This window comes from Salegentibacter haimaensis, assembly GCF_054121495.1.
On record NZ_JBSYGH010000007.1, the window covers coordinates 1 to 18,537 of the forward strand.

General features: G+C 38.2%; 19 protein-coding genes. 7 read left to right on the forward strand and 12 right to left on the reverse strand.

The window, feature by feature from the left end; genetic code table 11:
- Positions 1 to 142: 142 nt before the first annotated feature.
- From ACW6QP_RS07960 to ACW6QP_RS08000, 9 genes are all read right to left on the reverse strand, one after another.
- Complete coding sequence (locus tag ACW6QP_RS07960) at positions 143 to 295, reverse strand: hypothetical protein (RefSeq protein ID WP_457910336.1); 153 nt, start codon at positions 293 to 295, stop codon at positions 143 to 145.
- A 75-nt stretch (positions 296 to 370) separates the two neighbouring features.
- Positions 371 to 820, reverse strand: coding sequence for a reverse transcriptase domain-containing protein (locus tag ACW6QP_RS07965; protein WP_457910337.1), 450 nt, complete (start codon positions 818 to 820; stop codon positions 371 to 373).
- A complete protein-coding gene (locus ACW6QP_RS07970; protein WP_457910338.1) occupies positions 795 to 1,043 on the reverse strand; it encodes a reverse transcriptase domain-containing protein in 249 nt (82 codons plus the stop codon). Before ACW6QP_RS07970 ends, ACW6QP_RS07965 begins: the two co-directional genes overlap by 26 nt.
- A gap of 56 nt (positions 1,044 to 1,099) precedes the next feature.
- Positions 1,100 to 2,059 (reverse strand): hypothetical protein, encoded by a 960-nt coding sequence (locus tag ACW6QP_RS07975; RefSeq protein WP_457910339.1) that lies wholly within the window; start codon positions 2,057 to 2,059, stop codon positions 1,100 to 1,102.
- Positions 2,043 to 3,809, reverse strand: coding sequence for an ORC-CDC6 family AAA ATPase (locus tag ACW6QP_RS07980; protein WP_457910340.1), 1,767 nt, complete (start codon positions 3,807 to 3,809; stop codon positions 2,043 to 2,045). Before ACW6QP_RS07980 ends, ACW6QP_RS07975 begins: the two co-directional genes overlap by 17 nt.
- On the reverse strand, positions 3,793 to 4,851 hold the full coding sequence (locus ACW6QP_RS07985; protein WP_457910341.1) for an HD domain-containing protein: 1,059 nt from the start codon (positions 4,849 to 4,851) through the stop codon (positions 3,793 to 3,795). The genes ACW6QP_RS07980 and ACW6QP_RS07985 overlap by 17 nt, the downstream gene beginning before the upstream one ends.
- Positions 4,851 to 5,903 carry a DNA cytosine methyltransferase gene (locus ACW6QP_RS07990; RefSeq protein ID WP_457910342.1) on the reverse strand — a complete coding sequence of 351 codons (1,053 nt, stop codon included), beginning with the start codon at positions 5,901 to 5,903 and terminating at the stop codon, positions 4,851 to 4,853. The genes ACW6QP_RS07985 and ACW6QP_RS07990 overlap by 1 nt, the downstream gene beginning before the upstream one ends.
- A gap of 488 nt (positions 5,904 to 6,391) precedes the next feature.
- Positions 6,392 to 7,714: a serine hydrolase domain-containing protein gene (locus ACW6QP_RS07995; protein WP_457910343.1), complete on the reverse strand. Its 1,323-nt coding sequence runs from the start codon at positions 7,712 to 7,714 to the stop codon at positions 6,392 to 6,394.
- Positions 7,715 to 7,776: 62 nt separating this feature from the next.
- Entirely contained in the window at positions 7,777 to 8,187 is a 411-nt protein-coding gene (locus tag ACW6QP_RS08000; RefSeq protein WP_457910344.1) for a hypothetical protein, read from the reverse strand.
- A 213-nt stretch (positions 8,188 to 8,400) separates the two neighbouring features.
- Between ACW6QP_RS08000 and ACW6QP_RS08005 the strand changes: the two genes are divergently transcribed.
- A complete protein-coding gene (locus ACW6QP_RS08005) occupies positions 8,401 to 9,477 on the forward strand; it encodes a sensor histidine kinase (RefSeq protein ID WP_457910345.1) in 1,077 nt (358 codons plus the stop codon).
- Positions 9,478 to 9,537: 60 nt separating this feature from the next.
- On the forward strand, positions 9,538 to 10,194 hold the full coding sequence (locus ACW6QP_RS08010; protein WP_457910346.1) for a LytR/AlgR family response regulator transcription factor: 657 nt from the start codon (positions 9,538 to 9,540) through the stop codon (positions 10,192 to 10,194).
- A 426-nt stretch (positions 10,195 to 10,620) separates the two neighbouring features.
- Here the strand turns inward: ACW6QP_RS08010 and ACW6QP_RS08015 are convergent, their stop codons facing one another.
- Positions 10,621 to 11,901: a Kelch repeat-containing protein gene (locus ACW6QP_RS08015; protein ID WP_457910347.1), complete on the reverse strand. Its 1,281-nt coding sequence runs from the start codon at positions 11,899 to 11,901 to the stop codon at positions 10,621 to 10,623.
- Positions 11,902 to 12,160: 259 nt separating this feature from the next.
- Here ACW6QP_RS08015 and ACW6QP_RS08020 point away from each other — a divergent pair, with 259 nt between their 5' ends.
- Entirely contained in the window at positions 12,161 to 13,351 is a 1,191-nt protein-coding gene (locus ACW6QP_RS08020; RefSeq protein ID WP_457910348.1) for an acyloxyacyl hydrolase, read from the forward strand.
- A gap of 10 nt (positions 13,352 to 13,361) precedes the next feature.
- Here the strand turns inward: ACW6QP_RS08020 and ACW6QP_RS08025 are convergent, their stop codons facing one another.
- Positions 13,362 to 13,793 (reverse strand): hypothetical protein, encoded by a 432-nt coding sequence (locus ACW6QP_RS08025; RefSeq protein WP_457910349.1) that lies wholly within the window; start codon positions 13,791 to 13,793, stop codon positions 13,362 to 13,364.
- A gap of 246 nt (positions 13,794 to 14,039) precedes the next feature.
- Between ACW6QP_RS08025 and ACW6QP_RS08030 the strand changes: the two genes are divergently transcribed.
- The 4 genes from ACW6QP_RS08030 (at position 14,040) to ACW6QP_RS08045 (ending at position 17,992) form a co-directional block, all read left to right on the forward strand.
- Positions 14,040 to 14,423 carry a hypothetical protein gene (locus ACW6QP_RS08030; protein ID WP_457910350.1) on the forward strand — a complete coding sequence of 128 codons (384 nt, stop codon included), beginning with the start codon at positions 14,040 to 14,042 and terminating at the stop codon, positions 14,421 to 14,423.
- A gap of 129 nt (positions 14,424 to 14,552) precedes the next feature.
- Positions 14,553 to 16,037 carry a S41 family peptidase gene (locus ACW6QP_RS08035; protein WP_457910351.1) on the forward strand — a complete coding sequence of 495 codons (1,485 nt, stop codon included), beginning with the start codon at positions 14,553 to 14,555 and terminating at the stop codon, positions 16,035 to 16,037.
- A 300-nt stretch (positions 16,038 to 16,337) separates the two neighbouring features.
- Positions 16,338 to 16,970 (forward strand): hypothetical protein, encoded by a 633-nt coding sequence (locus ACW6QP_RS08040; protein ID WP_457910352.1) that lies wholly within the window; start codon positions 16,338 to 16,340, stop codon positions 16,968 to 16,970.
- 23 nt (positions 16,971 to 16,993) lie between these two features.
- Positions 16,994 to 17,992 carry a DNA adenine methylase gene (locus tag ACW6QP_RS08045; RefSeq protein ID WP_457910353.1) on the forward strand — a complete coding sequence of 333 codons (999 nt, stop codon included), beginning with the start codon at positions 16,994 to 16,996 and terminating at the stop codon, positions 17,990 to 17,992.
- 2 nt (positions 17,993 to 17,994) lie between these two features.
- Here the strand turns inward: ACW6QP_RS08045 and ACW6QP_RS08050 are convergent, their stop codons facing one another.
- Entirely contained in the window at positions 17,995 to 18,504 is a 510-nt protein-coding gene (locus ACW6QP_RS08050; RefSeq protein WP_457910354.1) for a gamma carbonic anhydrase family protein, read from the reverse strand.
- Positions 18,505 to 18,537 lie beyond the last annotated feature (33 nt).

Sequence of the window (18,537 nt, forward strand, 5' to 3'; positions counted from 1 at the left end):
GTTTTAAGGGTTAATATTTCTTGTTTCAACTCTTTAAATATAATCCTTAACTGTCAGATTTTATCGTGTCTATTTCAACGGAGTACACCCCTCACACCACCGTACGTACGGGTCTCGTACACGGCGGTTCGATATGTGAAACTCATCGATTGTAATATTCAATTAGACTAACATAACCTTTCATCTTTAAGGGTGTTACGGTGATGGTGGTACGCCGAATGGGACTTTGAGCTACAGCCCAGCCGCCCATTCGAGTACGACTCCAGGCATAGGCCTGATCTGGATTTATACCCAACCGAATAAGGTTTTTCCGTTTTCGTTCGGGCTTTTTTTATTGGTGCCAGATGCAATACCGTAAATGGTTCCGTAGCTATTCTTCCAGCTTTTTAAGCTTTCCCTGAATGGATGCCGGTTTGAAGTAAATTATCCAGACCCTTAGCAATAAGTTGATTCTGTGGATACGTTCTTCAAAGCTTGCAGGAATGGTCTTCTTGGTAATATAATTAAGTTTTACCTTAAATAAATTCCATTTTGACGCTTCGGCCACAAGCTGATACTTTGCTTTTTCTCCTTTCCTATAGGTTGGCACAAAACCAAATCCCAGTACCTGAAAGGTTGAAGGCCTGCGTATTCCGCTTTTCTTCCTATTGATTGGAAGCCGGAGTTTATCCCGCAGAAATTTGTTGATACTGTTGCCTACGCGTTTCGCAGCGGGTTTACTCCGAACATAAACACTAAAATCATCGGCATATCTTACATAGCGGTGTCCTCGCTTATCCAGTTCTTTGTCTAGCTCATTGAGCAGGATATTGGAAAGCAAAGGGCTTAAGGGGGGAACCTTGCGGAACTCCTTTCCTGCGTTTATGCAACTTCCCGTTAATTTGTATCGGTGCTCTTAAAAATGACCGCAATAACTTTAAAGTAGCCCGGCATTTCACCTTCTTGAATATTAATTCCAATAGCACATCGTGGGCTACTTCATCAAAGAAGCTCTTTAAATCAATATCGACAACGTTTTGGTAACCATAATTGATATTGTCCACGCTTTGTGCTACGGCTTGATGGGCATTGCGGTTTGGTCTGAACCCGAAAAAAGATACTATCTCATGTCCCAAACATAAAAACAATCACCTTTCTTGGAGTATCCTTTTGTGTTATAAACATTTGGCTGTAAATAATATAATTGTATTGAAGGATTTTCAATTGCGGCTAGGCCAGCACCAATTGTAGAAAGCTTATTGTTCATCGGAGCAATAACAATATTTTCATCCAAATTCTGAACATAATCTAGAATCTGATTTTTTGTAAAAATAGGATCTACTAAAGATATATTGAACTTTTTTGCATTACTATGTAAACTAAGTATTTCATCATGTCTCTGTTCGTTCAATGTTTGATGTTCTGGTGTTATTGATTTTTCTCTACTTCCATAAGCTAAAGAAATAACATCGTAATCGAATTCGTCAATTAGTCTTAAGCTTCTTTCTTTTTCAAACCCAAATAAAATTATCAGATGATTTTTCTTTGAAGGATCGGAATAACCTGGATATCCAATAATAGATCTTGTGCTCTTTACTCCTTTAGTCAACCACTTCTCATTATTATTTAATTCATTGAAAGAATATTGACTTGCACCATTATAATAAAACTTTACTACATCTTCCGTTCGCTTGAATCTTTTTACAATTCTTAATAGCATTAATAAGCATTCATGTGTAAATGTTGTTGCATCTATAGTTATATTCTTGCCTTCACCTTGAAAAATCTCACTAATGTTATGATAAATATTTAAGAATGAACGTTTGGGGTCATTAATTTTTAAATCAACAATTCTAGTATTCTGACATTTTAAAAGATCCTTAATTTTTTCCGTATTCTGAGCAATTTTAGAGTCAAAGTCTATTATTTGAAAAATAAAAGCTTTTTTAAATTTCAGATCTTGTATCTCTTCTGTAAATGCAAAACTTCTTTCTTCGAAACTAGCCGAACATAAAATAATATCAGGCTTAACTAAATCTTTCAGATCGCTTGCTTGAATTTTTTTACATGTTCCCATCATAATGATCGTTAAAGAGAGATTTCTGTGGATTATCCATTACAGAATCCACTCCTTTAGTCTTGATTTTTCCTATCAAAGTGTTAGGCTTAATTAATGCCTTTTCAAGCACATCACAAGTTACAAACTTATAACCAGCAAAACTTGTCGGATCAAGTTTAAAATAAGGCGCAAGTAACCTGTTTAATATATAAAGTTGAGCCTTACCAGTACCCATTTTATTACCTATAAGGGATTTATGGAAATATCCGTTTTCTACCCCTAGCTTCAAAATACGCTTAAGTTCAGGACTTGGATCATCCTGAAGTGCAAATGAAAAAACTCTTCTTTCTTTTGCTTCAGAAAATAGAATTAAGTGGAACGTCTGACCAAGAGCCTCTATTAAATTTCGTAGCTTATCAAAATCATTACTTTCTTCCTCCGAATTATCAGAATCCTCTCTTAGCTTGGTAAAGTTTTCATCGAAAAACCATGCTGAATACTCCTTAATCTCGGAATCCTGGACATTCGCACTAATACACGATACTTCTTCTCCACTTTTTGTTGCTTGATGAGTAAACATTCTGTGAGCAAAGTCAATGAAATGTCTCATCACTCCAGAAGAAATATTAACCAAACTGTTAAAACCCGCATAGCTGTAAGTATTAAGATTTCCCTTAAGAGATTTCATAAAATCTGCTCTCGCATATCGGTAAGCATAATCGTAATTTGCTTTTTCTTTATATTCTTGGAAAAGAACCTTTACTTTTTCTTCCTGATTATTATCTTCAGGAAAGAATAAATTAGGATCATACTCAGAATATCCATATTTTTTTAATCTTCTTTCAACAGCTTGCTTTACCCTATCTTTATATAATCCCTTTTTAGAGGTATATATATCAGAAATATTAATTTCAGAATAATCATGAGGAGTATCGATCCTTGAGTTATTGATTGTTTTGAAAGTTTTATACTTAAGCTGGGTTGAAATTTTAAAACTGACATGTTTAGAAGTTCGCGAAGACACCCAAGTATTTAGTATTTTGGTCTGAATTTCATTCAAATTATCTGCATCGTCGATTAATAGGTATATTGGGGCAGACGGCATAAAGCTTAAGGACTTCAATCCTTTAAGGATATCATATAGAAAATCATTGAATAAACATATTGGTCCTTGATACATAATTTTAGAACCATCCATGTCTGATAAATTTGGAATGAAATTATAGCTAAATTCTCTATTAATCTCAGAAAAAATCTTTTTGATGAATTTAAAAATGTCGGAAATCCTTTCTAGTTTATCTACACTATACTCTTTATCCCACCTTGCAAATTTTAAACTTTCATCTAAGTCGTCCTTGAAAAATGCCTTTAACTCATTTAAATGATCTGGATCCTCTACAAACTCAACTTCTGAAAGCTTTTCAAAAATTTTAATTGAAAAGTTTATAACCATAAAATGCTCATTGAGCAGCAGCTCACCATGCTTACCATTAAGGAGGCTTAAATCTGTTTTGTCAAGTTGACCTTCCTTAACGGGTATATGAATGCCAAAATAGCCCAGTTCATGTACTTTTTTACTCTGAACAATCATCTGGCAATCAGGACTCATATACCTAAAAATCATACTCTTTCCTGATCCCCTTGGCCCATTGACAAAAGTATGTCCTACATTGGGTATGTTTAAGTATTCTCCAAAAACTGGTACAAATAAATCAATAATATCATTTGCCGAAATGGCTTCAGGTGATGTGTATTCAAACGGACTTTTCATCTAAGACTTTTCTTTTAATATATTCTGCATCCATCTCATTATGCTCATGATCCCTCAATTCTTCACACATATCAAAAATACTTAAGTTTGAAAGAGGATATCCCCTTTCCTTTAGAACAAAGGAAATTTTAGGAAATAGTTCTTCCAAACTCTCACTGTAAAATTGGATTTCTACATTAATCTTCTCAATTTCAACTTGATCCTTGAAATATCTACTACAATATAATCTTTCATAATGCATTTTTAATATCCTATTATAGATTTCATCAATAAGTAGAATTTCTTTTTCTTCATCGCCGGATTTCAAATAAAAAATTCTGGAAATAAATTCTTTTGGAATATTGTAAAATAAGTCAATTGATTTTTCCTCATGATTAACAGCAACTGAATCCAAGCACATTGCATATGCATGAAATACTTCACTATATTTGGGTATTTTTCCCTGCATAAGTAAGGTCCCATAGGATCTTCCTTTATCATCTGCTAATTCATCAGCAAATCTCAATATGGCGGCGAGTAATTGGGGACGAATTTTACCTCCATCACGGGTTGATTCTTTTAGGGTGAGTAAAGAAATCTTATCCCTACCTCCACTATCCAATTTCCCACCATGAGCTTCCGCAATTTTTTTTATTCTCATTGCCTCTACCGTATCCCTTCCACAGATTCCCTGAGCTTCTCTCATTATTTCCTTTGCTTGCAATTCATGCTTATATCTACCGAAAATATTTCCTACATCATGAAGTTGAATAGCGCAAAGTAAAATATACACTTCATAGGGCGTTAGATTACAGCAGTTAGACTCAACTATATATGAAGCTCTACTTATAACCGTTTCTATATGGTTTGGACCATGATCATTTAAAAGGTATTCTGGGTTTTTAAGATTTGCCCCAAACTCTACCTGATTATGTACATTTTCCTTTAAATAATACCTTAATTTATCGTAATGGGTATAAAAATTTATTTTTTTTCCTTGTGGAAAGAGTTCATCAGTAGCATTTTCCAACCATCCCTCAAGGGTATTATTACTTAATTCCATTAAACTATTTCGTTAATTTTATTAAATACTGCTTCAGCTAGCAGTGGCGGAACGGCATCTCCCACTTGCTGTTGTTTGTAAATTAAAGGTCCCATGAAGTAATAATCATCTGGAAAAGATTGTAATCGTGCCGCCTCCCGAAGTGAGAGACCTCTATTTTCAGTTGGGTGAATAAGCATACTTTTTCTGTAATTGGCTATAACATGAGCTGGCTCTTCCTCTTTTAGACGTCTATAAATTCCATGATGACAACGAGAATGATCCCTATAATTACTCATTAAATCTTTTGGTATATCTCTCCAGTTAGATCCTGGTCGAATGTGCTCATATCTTCGAATAACAAGCTCAGAATTTTGTGTAACATAATTTTGAGTTACCTTTCTTCGCCTACCTCTCATTTTTCTCGCATAATCCGATATTGCCTTCTTGCCATAGGACATTTTCTCAATCTTTGCACCATTCATAAGGGGAGGAAGATCCTCAAGTGCTTCTCCTACGGTTATATGATTATTCTTAAAACTACCTTCCGGAAATTCGAAGGCTATACCATCTCTTGAAGCAACGATAAAAATTCTTTCTCTTTTTTGAGGAACGCCGAAATCAGCTGCATTTAATATTTTAAAATTTGGTGTATATCCTATTTGATGAAATTCATTGCATATTTCTTCTAGGAAAAAACCTTTATCCATGTTTTTTAGCCCTGGTACATTTTCTATTATCGCCCAATCAGGCATAACTAATTGAACACAGCGAATAAACTCCTTAAATAACCAATTTTTCGGATTTTTATTGGACCTTGTTTTCCTATTAGAATTAGAGTAACCTTGACATGGGGGCCCTCCAAACATTACAATCTGCTCACCAGTTCTCTCAAAATCAAAACTTTGAATGTTCCTAACGTCATCGACTACTACAGTTGTATTTACGTGATTTTTTAAATACGTTTCCGCAGCTTTAAGATCTTTCTCAACGGCAATTTTAACTTTAACCCCTGCATTTTTGGCTCCTAGACCCATCCCTCCAGGACCGGAAAACACCTCTATACCAATCATTTAAATATTGACATTTTTAGATATAGAAAATTTATTTTTCATTTACACTCTTGTTGAATTAGGCTAATGGAATACATATAGCCAAAATAAAGCATTCCAAATAGTTGACTTAGGCAATTCTTATAACCGAACAATTTTTAATAATTAAATCCCCATAACCTAAGTTCAAATATATAATATATCTTTTAGAACAATCAAAGCATTTAGGTTTATACTCTGAGGTACCCTCAGATTCTCCATGGCTATACTCTAAAATTATTATTACTTGTGGTAAAAATAAAAGGATCAAAGTACAGGATATATTTTGAAACAAGGTGTTTTAGAAGAATCTGTTTTTGCTAATATGAATTTTAGGAAATTGAAAGGATAAAAATGCGTTTGTACCTGGATTCCACCTCGATTTTCGCTGAGCCCAACAAGACCGGGAATTGAAAACTTCTGTATTGGCAAATGATCTCAACAAATCTTTACCTTTTTTATTATAAATCTCAGTCCCTTTTCAATTCGGCTTTATGTTCTCCCTGCTCCAACAACATCTTATTTAAATTTGGGAAAAAGGTGAGTTTAAGCATTAGACGCTCTTCCTTGAAAATATCATTCCCTACGGCTTTAAGGGATATAGGAGGCTGATTTGTGGGTTGGGCAATTAAGGTATTTTCGTCCCGGGAGATATTAATCTTCATCGGAAGGTCGGGGCTACTATAGGTGCCGAGATATTTCTCGAGGTCTTCTGAATTTAATGTTATAGTGGCCGATATTTCAGGCAATTCATACTCCTGTCCTAATATAATTTTTAATGCTCCAATTAAAAGATTATGAATTTGGTAATATGTTCCATTAGAGATAAAAGCTGCTGTGATTTTCTTATTTGGAAGATGAACAGCAATAGATGAGAAACCATCTATTCCACCGTTGTGACCGTAAACTTCATAGTCATCGAGCGGTAACTTTAGTAATCCCAGGCCCATTCCGTCTTCAATAGTTTGCATCCTTTTAAGCGACGTCTTTGAAACCAAATTTCCCTCGAATAAATTCCAATAAAACCTGTTCAGGTCCTCGGGTGTCGATACCAGGGCACCTGCTCCCATTGGGACACTCATATCTGTTTCGGGTGTTATTTCCCATCCGGCATCGGTATGGGCATATGATCTGGCCTGGTTCTCTTCAGGAACTATCTTTCCTCCATAAAAAGTATGTTTCAAATCGAGTTCATCATTGATTCTTTGCTTTACTATTTCAGCATAGCTCTTACCTTCAATATCTTCGGCTATGTAAGATAAAAGCAAATAGTTGGTGTTGGAATACTCGGTTTTTTCCCCAGGTATAAAGATACTTCCGTTTTTTATAATTCGCTTTAGCATCGCTGTTCTGGGTTGCGGGTTCACCATCCATTCTCTGAAATTTTCCTCATCTGTAATATTAAATAGTCCGCTCTGATGTCTCAATAACTGTTCAATGGTAGTTTTATCTGAATTTGGTGCCTTCGGAAAATATTCCGCAAGTTTAGTCTCTGGTTTGAGTTTACCTTCTTCCATAAGCTGCATCATCACAACTGCCGTGAAGGTTTTTGTAATCGATCCAATTCTGTATGCAGTACTACTATTCGCCGGAATTTTGTTTTCTAAATCTACATATCCTATGCTACGACTGTAGACACCATCCCCATTAGATAAAATAGAGATACTTCCCATTGCAAGATCATTCGCTTCTAATTGGTCAAATAAACTATCCAGCTTTGTGATTTCATTCTGCGTTTGAGCTTGTAGAAGCAATTCTGGAATCAGGAGTAGTATTGCGATAAATTTTTTCATAATAGTTGATTATTTAAAAGTGACATCTGTAAGAATTATCAAATGGGGAGTTTGTTCGGCTATTACTTAACCGGTCTTACCCAGTTGAGCATAATAGTAGAAAACCGTGTATATAAGAAAACGAAAGCTCCAAAGAGCGTTGGTAACATGGTTATTTTAAGACCATTGGCAAAATCCTGCGGAGTAGTATCTTCAAAGGAACTCAGATAATCTAGAGTCTCAATTAGTTGGATCAATTGTCCGAAAACCCCCAAAACCAATGCAAATAGTCCAACAGAATTGAGTAGAATGATGATCCTTACAATTTTTGGATTATTCTTACCCCAAAAATAAATTCCCCTAGCCAGAAGAAAAATCCCCAGAAGCAATACGATAAAGATGAGCATCATTATAAAATAACCACCTTCTTCAAACCGTTGGGCTACTGTTTCAATAAAACCTCTCTGCGTCTGCTGTTGCAGTGCTAATATCATAATATTGATTTTTCATTTTTCGTAGTCAAATCTACTGCTTATTCCCATCGATGATCTTATAAAGATACCGATTACCGGTTTCCCTCCCTTTTTAGCAGGTTTGGTGCCACTTATCGTTGTCTCCTCAACCTAAAAAGCTAAATAGAGATAAAAAACCGTAATTCATCGCAAATAGTAATAAAATTCTGAAATAAATTAGATATTGTAGTTTCTATGACCGTTAGAACAATTGCACATATCTTCTGGAGAAAAATTGTGCTGCACAGCCTTTTCTGGTTACTGGTGCTTTGTTTTTTCACCTATTTTCTAGGTGAGCCTTTTGAAAATCTACTATCCTCCAGCTCCTTAGCGATCTTCCTCCTGCCGGTCACTATCGCCACCACCTACACTACGATTTATTACCTCCTTCCTAGCTTCTTATTAAAAAAGAAGTATCTGTTATTTACCTTATATATTTTCTATACGCTGGTACTCTCTGCTTTTGCCATTACACTATCCATTTTTTACGGATTCGTTTATATCATGAATATGAATTATCACGATATGCCCGCTCCTTACCGAAGCCTTCTTTCCATGATGTTGCTAGTTTATCTCATAGTCGTACTGGTGAGCGCTTTCATCCTCCTAAAACTGAATTATACTTCTTTAACTGAAAATCGGGCACTGGAGAACAAGTTCCTGGAGGCGCAGCTAAAACTGAAGGAACAAGAACTGCATTATCTGAAAATGCAGGTGCACCCCCACTTCCTTTTCAACACACTCAACACACTTTATGGCCACGCTCTCAAAAAAAGTGAGGAGACACCCAATATGATTTTAAAACTTTCAAAGCTTTTGGATTATCTGTTATACCAGGCAGATAAACCTCTGGTGAGCCTGAGCAGCGAAATTGACCATGTAAAGGATTATATTGCCCTGGAACAAATGAGGTTTCCCAATAATCTGCTTATAGATTGGGAGCTACCTCATATTAATAAGAACATTGAAATTGCACCTATGCTACTTATACCGTTGGTGGAAAACAGCTTTAAACATGGGCAGCCAGTAAACGGGAAACTAAAGATATGTTTAAGCCTACTTTTAGACGAGGAAAAACTTTTGTTTACCATTAAAAATTCCATAAGAGACGATCAAAAACAGGAAACCCGACACGGCCTCGGATTGAAGAATCTTGCAAAACGTTTACAGCTATTGTATCCGAAGCGAAGTAAGTTTTCCGTGAACAAATCAGGAAAAAGCTTTGAAGCTCAACTATCCTTAAACCATGTAAAAATAAACCATCATGGCTAAAAAAATTTCCTGTATCATAGTAGATGACGACCCACGGCCAGGGAAATAATAGCTTCACATTTGGCAAAAATAAGCTATCTGACTGTCTTGGGTTGCTGTGAAAGTGCTGGAGAAGCTTTTGGTTTAATCAATGCGAGTAAAGTTAACCTCATCTTCCTGGATATCAATATGCCTGAGATTTCTGGCTTATCTTTCGCCCAATCGATCAATCCGGAAATTAAGATCATTTTCACCACGGCTTACCGGGAATATGCAGTAGATGGTTTTGATCTACAAGCTGTGGACTACTTATTGAAACCTATCTCTTTTGAACGCCTTTTAAAAGCTGTAAATGCATTTTCGAGTATTCATTTTAATAAAAGAGAGAAGCGATTTTTATCTGAAAATGAGGTACCGCAGGATTTTATGTTTGTACGTGCCGACCGAAAGAGAATCAGAGTTAATTTTGGGGATATTCATTTTATAGAGAGTTTGAGCGATTACCTTAAAATTCACACCCGAAGCGGTTCAATCTTGATTCGTGAAACTATAACTAACTTAGAAAAAGAATTGCCCTATCCCAGATTTATTAGAATTCACCGTTCCTTCATTGTCTCTCTAGAAGGCGTGGAATCGTATACAAGTGAATATTTGGAAATAGCAGGGCAATCCATCCCTATAAGCAGAAGCTATAAATCTTCAGTATTGGAGAAACTGGAAAAATGGACGATGGATTAATGGTTTAAAAAACTGGCAAGATTAATAAGGCAGTTTGAAATTTCTATTTCATTATTTTTATTAAAATTAGGTAATATTGGGAAGTAATAAAGCAAATTAAATCAGAAGTCATTAATTAATACCTAGTTTCGTTTCGAGTGTTTTTTCTATGCAGCGACAACGAAAGAGAAAAAATGTATCGAGAACCTTCGTCTTATTGAGCGGTCTCGATACAAATTTCTTCTTCCTGCCGGTCTAAAAAATTAACTCGACCTGACAATAGGTTTAATTGAAGTAACGCTCAATTAATATCTGTTTTCGCTTCGCACAATATTTTTTCGGAGCGATAACTAGATAAAAAAATAAATCTTAAATCTTTACTCTTCTCAGCGTTTTCCAAAAATTCCAAGCCTTTAGAATATATTACTCAACTTAGGGAGTTTGCCACTAAATCCTTTTAAGCTTAATAGTTCGAGGCTCCTGCCCCGGGCTTTTAAAAATTAAGTTTGCTTCACCGGGTTTAGCTTCCTTCACCCTTATCTCAAGTTTTATACTTTCCCCTGGAGCGATGATTAACGGAGTTTTGAAAGCTGATTTAATTTCAAATTCTCCGTTATCTGGTAGGATATAACTCAGGATCAAAGCCTGGTTCCCATCGATATTGCTGATCTCCAGTTCGAGAACTTCAGCATTCTCCTTGAAAACCAGTTCCTGAGGGCTTGCTACCAATTTTCCTTTTTTCAAGGGCTTTAATTTAAAATCTGGCTTATTATGTTCCGAAAGAATCTCGAACGAATTAAGTTCGGGCCCTCCTCCCCGATTTCCACTTCCGGCACCAATAACGATCTGATTTTTTAAAGAAATTGCCTGAGTTCCATGTCTGCCCTCCTTCATTTCGGTAAGTGAACTCCAGGAATTCGATTCCGCATCAAAAATTTCAACTTCTGAATGCGCTGCTTCCTGAGTATTGCTTTCTCCCCCGAGGATAACCGGTTTTCCGTCAAAAACAGCCGTGGCAGTACCGGCCCTTGGGGTGGGAATATCGGCCAGGGTTTCCCATTGCATTTTGCTGAAATCAAAGACATCGGTTTCTTTAACCGTTCCGGCAAAACCATCGCCGGTAATGCTGCCCGACCTTCTTCCGCCAGCCACAAAAAGTTTATCATCTATCACTATACTCTGGAAATGATCCCTGGCCCGGGGAGCATCGGGCAGGGATTTCCAGGTATTGGTGTAAGGGTCAAATTCATCCAGCCAGTTCACCCAGCCTGAGCTATGACCATTAATAATCCCGTTGGAAATATAGATTTTCTGATTGTAAATGCTTACCCCCGCAGCACCCCGTCTTCGGTTTTGAGGAATTTCCCCACCAATTATCCAAACATCGGCCTCAGGATCATAGATCAAAATATGGTTTAACGGAGTTTCATAGGGCCAGCCACCGGTAAATGCACCAAGAACGTAAATTAATCCGTCAAGAGCCACCGCCTGAAAATGATGTATTTCAAAAGGTGGTTGGCTGCCTTTAGACCAATTTTGACTTTTGGTATCATAAATATCCAGTTGCTTTTTACCACGTCCACCAATAAGATAGAATTTATCTCCCGCCAGGACCAGAGCGTTTTCGTGTCGTTCCTCTACCTCTTCATCGACCATAAGGTTTTGCCAGTTTTGAGAATAGGAATCTATGCTAAAAAACAGCAAACAATAGAAAAAAATTCTTTTCATAGCCTGAAATTCAGATAATAAAAATATAAAGTTTGAAGATGAAGTTAGAGGTAAATTATCACTTTAGCCCTATCTCCAGCCCTGTTTTCTCGTAACAATTCCAATTCGACCAAAATATTGGTGCATTCGTGACAAAATTTGGTTTAAATAATACTATAGATTTTAGGATGAATTCTGCACCGGGATTGCACTCATAAAATATCAGCTTCTGATTGACAACTGAAATTTTGCCTCAATTTTTGCTTATTTTTATCTCACGATGAATGGAAGGTCTACGGCAGTTAAAAAGTTAAAAGCATATTTAAAAATACTTCTCAGTCCCTGGGCTTCAGCCTTAAATATTTGCTTTACAAGCCTGGCTTTGGTTTTTACTTCCCAGGTTTATTCGCAAAGTGAAGCTTCCGAAGAAATAAAAAAAGGAAAGTCACTTTTATCCTATGGCCTGGGGCTTCAATATGGGACCATATTTGCACATTCGGAAGAAGTTCAAAATACCAGTGGCGCAAGACCTATTGGAATTGAAAGCATAATTGCCTGGCAACGCAACGACGCAGCCGCCTATGCCCTTTGCAACTGTTATCCGCGGCAGGGCCTGTTGCTGGCCTTTTATGACTATGATGTGGAAGTTCTGGGGAAGAGCGGGACTGCGGCCTATTTCCTGGAACCTACCTACCGAATCAGCGATGCTTTTCTGTTTTCCTTTAAAGGCGCCGGCGGATTTTCATACCTCAGCAATCCATACCACAGCGAAAACAATCCCGGGAATCAGTCTTACAGCAGGCATATTAGTGCTTATTTACTGGTTGGAATTGGCGCCTGGTTGCAGGTTTCAGATAAATTATGGATTAATCCCACTATCAATTACCAGCATATTTCAAATGGAGGCACCCGTCAACCTAACAAAGGTATTAACTGGCCCACAGCGGGACTTGCCTTAAGCTATCAACCTGAATCCCGGCCCTGGTATACAGGAGTTCGAACTTCAGATAAATTCTGGAAGGATTATTCTCCCCGCTATGATTTTGCCTTGTTGGGTAGTTTTCGTAAATCCTATGACGATTCCGGCGAACGCGTGCGATATGCATTGGGCGGAATTGCGATACAGGCTGCCAAACAGGTGGGCAGATTGAGTATGCTTAGCCTGGGAGCTGAAGCTTATTATGATAAGGAGCTGGAAGTCAATCTGCGGCGGGATGAGCTCGATGCCAGCCCCGTAAAGGCCGGGGTTTTGGTGGGTCACGAATTCTTGTTGGGAAGGTTTCAGTTTAGTCAGCGCCTGGGGGTGTATGTGTTTGATCAAACTCCCTACTACGACCGGATTTTTCATCGCTGGGGACTTCAGTATCGCATAAGCCATAGTTTCAGTGCTGGTTTTAATTTACTGGCCCACCGGCACGTGGCCGAATTTGTAGATTTCAGGCTGGTTTACAGCTTTCAGAAACGAAAATAATTACAAGCCCTTAGGGCATTTGGGAGAGCACAAGATAGATAAAGGGAAGGGAAATAGCTGCGGAAATAAGCGCCGGCTTTACCCAGCTTTTTTTGGTGAATTCGGTCTCTCGCCCTATATAACGATTCCAGAAAAATTCATTTAAAATAACGGCTCCTAAAATATTGATGAGCAGGCCAAAATTCATTTGCAGTTCAATATTCCTCAAACTAAAGGCTGAACCTATTGTGAAAATAATTCCGAAGAGCAAAACCTCCCACCTGGCCTGTTTCTGCCCGATTTGCTTAAGATTACTCATCAAAATCACCGTGCCGAAAATGGGAGAAAACAAGATAGAAAAAACGTAAATCACCCTTTTCGAATAAAGCTTCGGAAGGTTTTCCTTATTTTTTTCTTCTGTTGAATTTGTCTCATTTAATTGATCTGAATCCTTTTCGGTCATTTCTGCTGGGATTTTTGAAAGGGCAAAAATAAACAATTCAAATCATTAGGGGTCATAGAAAGCAGGATTCAAACTGTAACAAATCTGCCCGGGGGTTAACCAATAGATAGTCTTTTGACAGTTGATTAACTAATTCGAAAAAGAAATCATCGGGATAATTCCGGATTTATTGAAATTAAACGGCTCTCCAATTAAACTATTTACTAAAGATAGAGTCAAAAATTAAAAGTTGCCCATACCAGTCTAATGAAGAACATTCTCACTATATTTTTTCTTGTTTTACTTAGTTTTCCCATTTATTCACAGGATATTACCGGTTCCTGGGAAGGCAGTTTATACATCCTGGGAGCCGAGGTGCCTCTAAGTGTACGCATTGAAAAAGAGCAGGAAATCTATACTTCATATCTCAACAGTCAAACCCACGAAATTGAAGAGCTGGAAGCCGATACCACCAATATCGAAAATTCGCATTTAAAGCTGGTGTTTAATGAAGCCGATATAGAGTTCGAAGGGGAATATTTTGCTAAAGATAAAGTCATAAAGGGAAATTTCGAGCAAAGCGGGATTAGTTTTCCGCTTTGGTTGGTTCGAAATTCAAAATTCTATTATAGAAAAGCCTCGCGTTCTTAATATTTACCCCCTCAACAAGTCTTAAATACTCATATTCAGGGTTTTCTGGCATAATTACTGCACCTTTTAAGCCGAAGAGAAAGAATTTCCTACAAATTCTGCCAATATATCCACCAAAAAAGCCTCAAAATGAGAATTCAAATAAGCATAATTTTTAGTCTACTAAGTTTGGCCTTTATTTCCTGTGAAAAGGAAAATGAAGAGCTGATTAATAATATAACAGAGCCCGAAGAAACCGAAGAGAATCAGGCCTCCTCAAACGAGGAGCCTGAAATTGAAGGTTTTATTTACCGGGGAATGAACGATATTTACTTGTATAAAGCCCAGGTCTCCAGTCTTGCCAATAATTTCTTTTCTTCTGAAGAGGAGAAGTATGAATTTTTGAATAAATATAATTCTCCTGAAGCGCTATTCGATGCCTTAACCTACAGCGAAGATCGTTTTAGCTTTATAACAGATGATTATAATGCGCTGGAAGACCGATTTGACGGGGTGAGCAGTAGTACCGCCGGAATGGAATTCGGACTGGGAAGAATTTCAAATTCCAACAATGTATTCGGATTTATTCGATATATAATTCCCGGGACTTCGGCTGCTGCTGAAGACCTTGAACGCGGAATGATTTTTACTGAAGTAAACGGCCAAAAACTTACGCTGAACAATTATGTCTCTTTGCTTGAAGCCGATAACCTAACTATCAATATTGGAGAAGTTCAAAACGGAAGCATAGTACTTAGTGATGAAACGGCCGAGCTTTCCCGCTCTCAATACACCGAAAACCCGGTACATCTATCGAAAGTTTTAAATCTGGAAGGCCAAAAAGTCGCCTACCTGATGTATAACAGTTTTACTGCCAATTTCGACGATGAACTTAACGCTGCTTTTGCCGAATTTAAGGCAGAAGGTATAGACGACTTGGTATTGGACCTTAGATACAATGGCGGCGGATCTGTAGTTTCGGCGGTAGATCTGGCCAGTATGATCACCGGTCAATTTGAAGGGGAAATTTTCCTGAAAGAGCAGTGGAATAAGGACTACCAGGATAGTTTTGAAGCCAATAATCCCGAACAATTGCTTAACCGGTTTGACGCAAAAATTAGGAGCGGGGCCGCTATAAACAGCCTAAACTTAAACAGGGTTTATGTGCTTACCACAAATAGTACAGCCTCGGCCAGCGAATTGATAATCAACGGGCTTGATCCTTATATCGACGTAATCCAGGTTGGAGAGACTACCACCGGGAAATTTCAGGCTTCGGTAACCCTTTATGACAGTCCTAATTTTTCAAAATCCAATGCCAATGAAAATCATACCTATGCCCTGCAACCCCTGGTATTTAAATCGGCTAATGCAAACGGGAAAACCGATTATATAAACGGACTGCCACCCAGAGTGGAAATTTCAGAAAATCTTGAAAATATGGGTGAATTGGGCGACCCTACTGAACCTCTTCTGGAGGCTGCCTTAAACCATATGTTGGGCAAAGCTCAAAAACAAGCCTCACCCGCCGAAAGAAAAGCTGCTGAAAGGTTTAAAACCATAGGCGAAAGCGGTATGAATGAACCTGGCTTCCAACGTATGTATATCGATGAATTGCCTTCTTTGAAGGAATAGGGATTCGGGTTGCGGGAATTTTTCTGTTGTCTGTTGCCTGTTGCCCGTTTGGCCACCTAACCCTAACATTTAACCCCTAACTAATCTACAAAATCTGAGTAATCAGCGTTCCATTTTTGGCGCTTTGGATAATTCGGGTTACGGGCTTAACAGTGCGTTAATTTTTCTGTTGCCTGTTGCCCGTTTGACCAGCTAACGCCTAAGACTTAACCCATAACCAATCTGCTCCCACTATACTTGTTTTCCCCCAATACAACTTCAGCTGTAAGTTTCCCTGAAAGAGAAAATTAAATTTAGGTCTTGCAGAAGAAGCTTATGGACCTTAAACTATTACAAACCGAACTGCGAAAGCGACACGCCTACCCTTACCACTGGGTTTGCAGGCAAAATGATGAGCTGGATAAACAAACTAAATTCATTTATGAAATTTGCCAGTTCCAGGAGCTGGAAGAAAAAGTCCAAAATCTCGAACCATTGCAAAAGAATTATGCCCTAAACCGCTGGTACAACTTCTGGTCTGCCAAAGCCGTACAGGAAATTTTTAGTCGGCAGGCGGGCGTACAGGCCGAGAGTAACCCTTACCATAAACTCGTAGATTTCAGAATTCACGGGATTCCTTTCGATCATAAAACCAGCGTATTTCCCAAAGCATATCCCGGGAGTTTTGATGAAGCATTTCTGAAAAAAGAAAAATTGATTTCCTGGCTGTATAAAAATCAGAGCCCGGAGTCGCGCTGCCATTATTCGAACAGGTTATTTCTTGTCCTTTATGAAACCGGCGGGCAACATTGGCGGCTAAAATCGGAACTCCTTCTCTTGAATCAGGTTATTGAAATTTATATGAGTATGTTTCATTTCGAAAATCTTATTCGGCTAAAAATAGAAGGCAAAACGGTAGTTTCCGATATTATTTGGCTATGCTCTGAAAAGTGAATTTTCCTGCTATTTTTGTAGCTATGAATTATATAGGTTCCAAAAACAGGCTTTCAGGATTTTTGATTGAAAATATCGAAAATGTGGCCGGAAAGGAACTTTCTGAAATGCGGTTTTGCGATCTCTTTGCCGGAACAGGTATCGTTGGCCGGCTCTTTAAAACCCGCGTAAAGCAAGTCACCGCCAATGACCTGGAATACTATAGCTTTGTGTTAAACCGAAATTATATAGGGAATCACCTCCCCCTGCCCAGTAAAGAAATTTTCCTGGAAAAGTTGAATCAGCTTCAGCCTAAACAAGGATTTATTTATGCCAATTACAGTTTGAAGGGCCAGGGCGAACGCCGGTATTTTTCAGATGAAAACGCGGAGAAAATCGATGCTATTCGTCAACAAATCGAAACCTGGAAAAAAACCGGAGAAATCGATGCAGATATGTATTATTTTCTCCTGGCAAGTTTGCTGGAAAGCGCCGATAAAGTGGCGAATACCGCTTCAGTTTATGGGGCTTTTTTAAAAGATTTGAAAAAAACGGCACAGAAAAAATTAAACCTGGAAGCTGCAAAATTCGAGATCAATGACAAACCACATCGGGTTTTTCAGCGGGATGCGAATCAATTGATCAGTGAGATTGATGGCGATATTCTTTACCTGGACCCGCCCTATAATGCCCGCCAATACGGTGCCAATTATCATTTGCTGAATACCATAGCCATTTATGATGATTTTATTCCGAAAGGGAAAACGGGATTGCGCAGCTACAAAAAATCTGATTACTGCAGCAAACCTAAAGTGGCAAAAACTTTTGAGGAGCTTATTTCCCGGGCCAGGTTTAAGTATATTTTTTTAAGCTATAACAATGAGGGCCTGATGCCTCTGCAGCAAATTCGGGAAATAATGCAAAAATACGGGCGCTATGATGTAGTCTCGAAGAATTATCAGCGCTTCAAGGCCGACAGTACCGGGAATAGAAATCACAAAGCCAGCAGCACACAGGAATATCTTCACATCCTCGAAAAATAAACCTATTTAAACCAGCCGCTGTACATAATATAGTTTTTGGCAGTTTGCTCCAGGTTTTGTTTTTGCTCTTCGCTTAATTTTTTCACCTTTCGGGCGGGAGTGCCGGCATAAATATGGCCGGGTTCGCAAATCGTATTTTCGAGAACCACCGCCCCGGCCGCGATGATGCAATGTTCTCCAACCTCGGCATTATCCATCACGATAGCTCCCATTCCTACAAGCGCGTGATCTTTAACCCTGCACCCGTGAACTATAGCATTATGCCCAATAGACACATTATTGCCGATAAAAGTTGCGGCCTTTTTGTAGGTACAATGAATCACAGCCCCGTCCTGTATATTGGTTTTATCACCAATTCGAATGGCATTTACATCCCCGCGAATCACCGCATAAAACCAAACCGAGCATTGCTCACCCATAATTACGTCACCCACGATTGTGGCATTTTCGGCCAGGAAACAGTCTTTTCCAAACTGTGGGGATTTATCTTCTACCGGAAGTATTAATGGCATATTCTATTTTTAAGTGCAATTTACTTAAAAACA

What these genes read in the sequence shown, in the direction of transcription:
- ACW6QP_RS07975 (WP_457910339.1), bottom strand. Translation starts at nt 2,059, where the DNA reads ATGATGGGAACATGTAAAAAAATTCAAGCAAGCGATCTGAAAGATTTA.
- ACW6QP_RS07980 (WP_457910340.1), bottom strand. Translation starts at nt 3,809, where the DNA reads ATGAAAAGTCCGTTTGAATACACATCACCTGAAGCCATTTCGGCAAAT.
- ACW6QP_RS07985 (WP_457910341.1), bottom strand. Translation starts at nt 4,851, where the DNA reads ATGGAATTAAGTAATAATACCCTTGAGGGATGGTTGGAAAATGCTACT.
- ACW6QP_RS07990 (WP_457910342.1), bottom strand. Translation starts at nt 5,903, where the DNA reads ATGATTGGTATAGAGGTGTTTTCCGGTCCTGGAGGGATGGGTCTAGGA.
- ACW6QP_RS07995 (WP_457910343.1), bottom strand. Translation starts at nt 7,714, where the DNA reads ATGAAAAAATTTATCGCAATACTACTCCTGATTCCAGAATTGCTTCTA.
- ACW6QP_RS08000 (WP_457910344.1), bottom strand. Translation starts at nt 8,187, where the DNA reads ATGATATTAGCACTGCAACAGCAGACGCAGAGAGGTTTTATTGAAACA.
- ACW6QP_RS08005 (WP_457910345.1), top strand. Translation starts at nt 8,401, where the DNA reads ATGACCGTTAGAACAATTGCACATATCTTCTGGAGAAAAATTGTGCTG.
- ACW6QP_RS08015 (WP_457910347.1), bottom strand. Translation starts at nt 11,901, where the DNA reads ATGAAAAGAATTTTTTTCTATTGTTTGCTGTTTTTTAGCATAGATTCC.
- ACW6QP_RS08020 (WP_457910348.1), top strand. Translation starts at nt 12,161, where the DNA reads ATGAATGGAAGGTCTACGGCAGTTAAAAAGTTAAAAGCATATTTAAAA.
- ACW6QP_RS08025 (WP_457910349.1), bottom strand. Translation starts at nt 13,793, where the DNA reads ATGACCGAAAAGGATTCAGATCAATTAAATGAGACAAATTCAACAGAA.
- ACW6QP_RS08030 (WP_457910350.1), top strand. Translation starts at nt 14,040, where the DNA reads ATGAAGAACATTCTCACTATATTTTTTCTTGTTTTACTTAGTTTTCCC.
- ACW6QP_RS08035 (WP_457910351.1), top strand. Translation starts at nt 14,553, where the DNA reads ATGAGAATTCAAATAAGCATAATTTTTAGTCTACTAAGTTTGGCCTTT.
- ACW6QP_RS08045 (WP_457910353.1), top strand. Translation starts at nt 16,994, where the DNA reads ATGAATTATATAGGTTCCAAAAACAGGCTTTCAGGATTTTTGATTGAA.
- ACW6QP_RS08050 (WP_457910354.1), bottom strand. Translation starts at nt 18,504, where the DNA reads ATGCCATTAATACTTCCGGTAGAAGATAAATCCCCACAGTTTGGAAAA.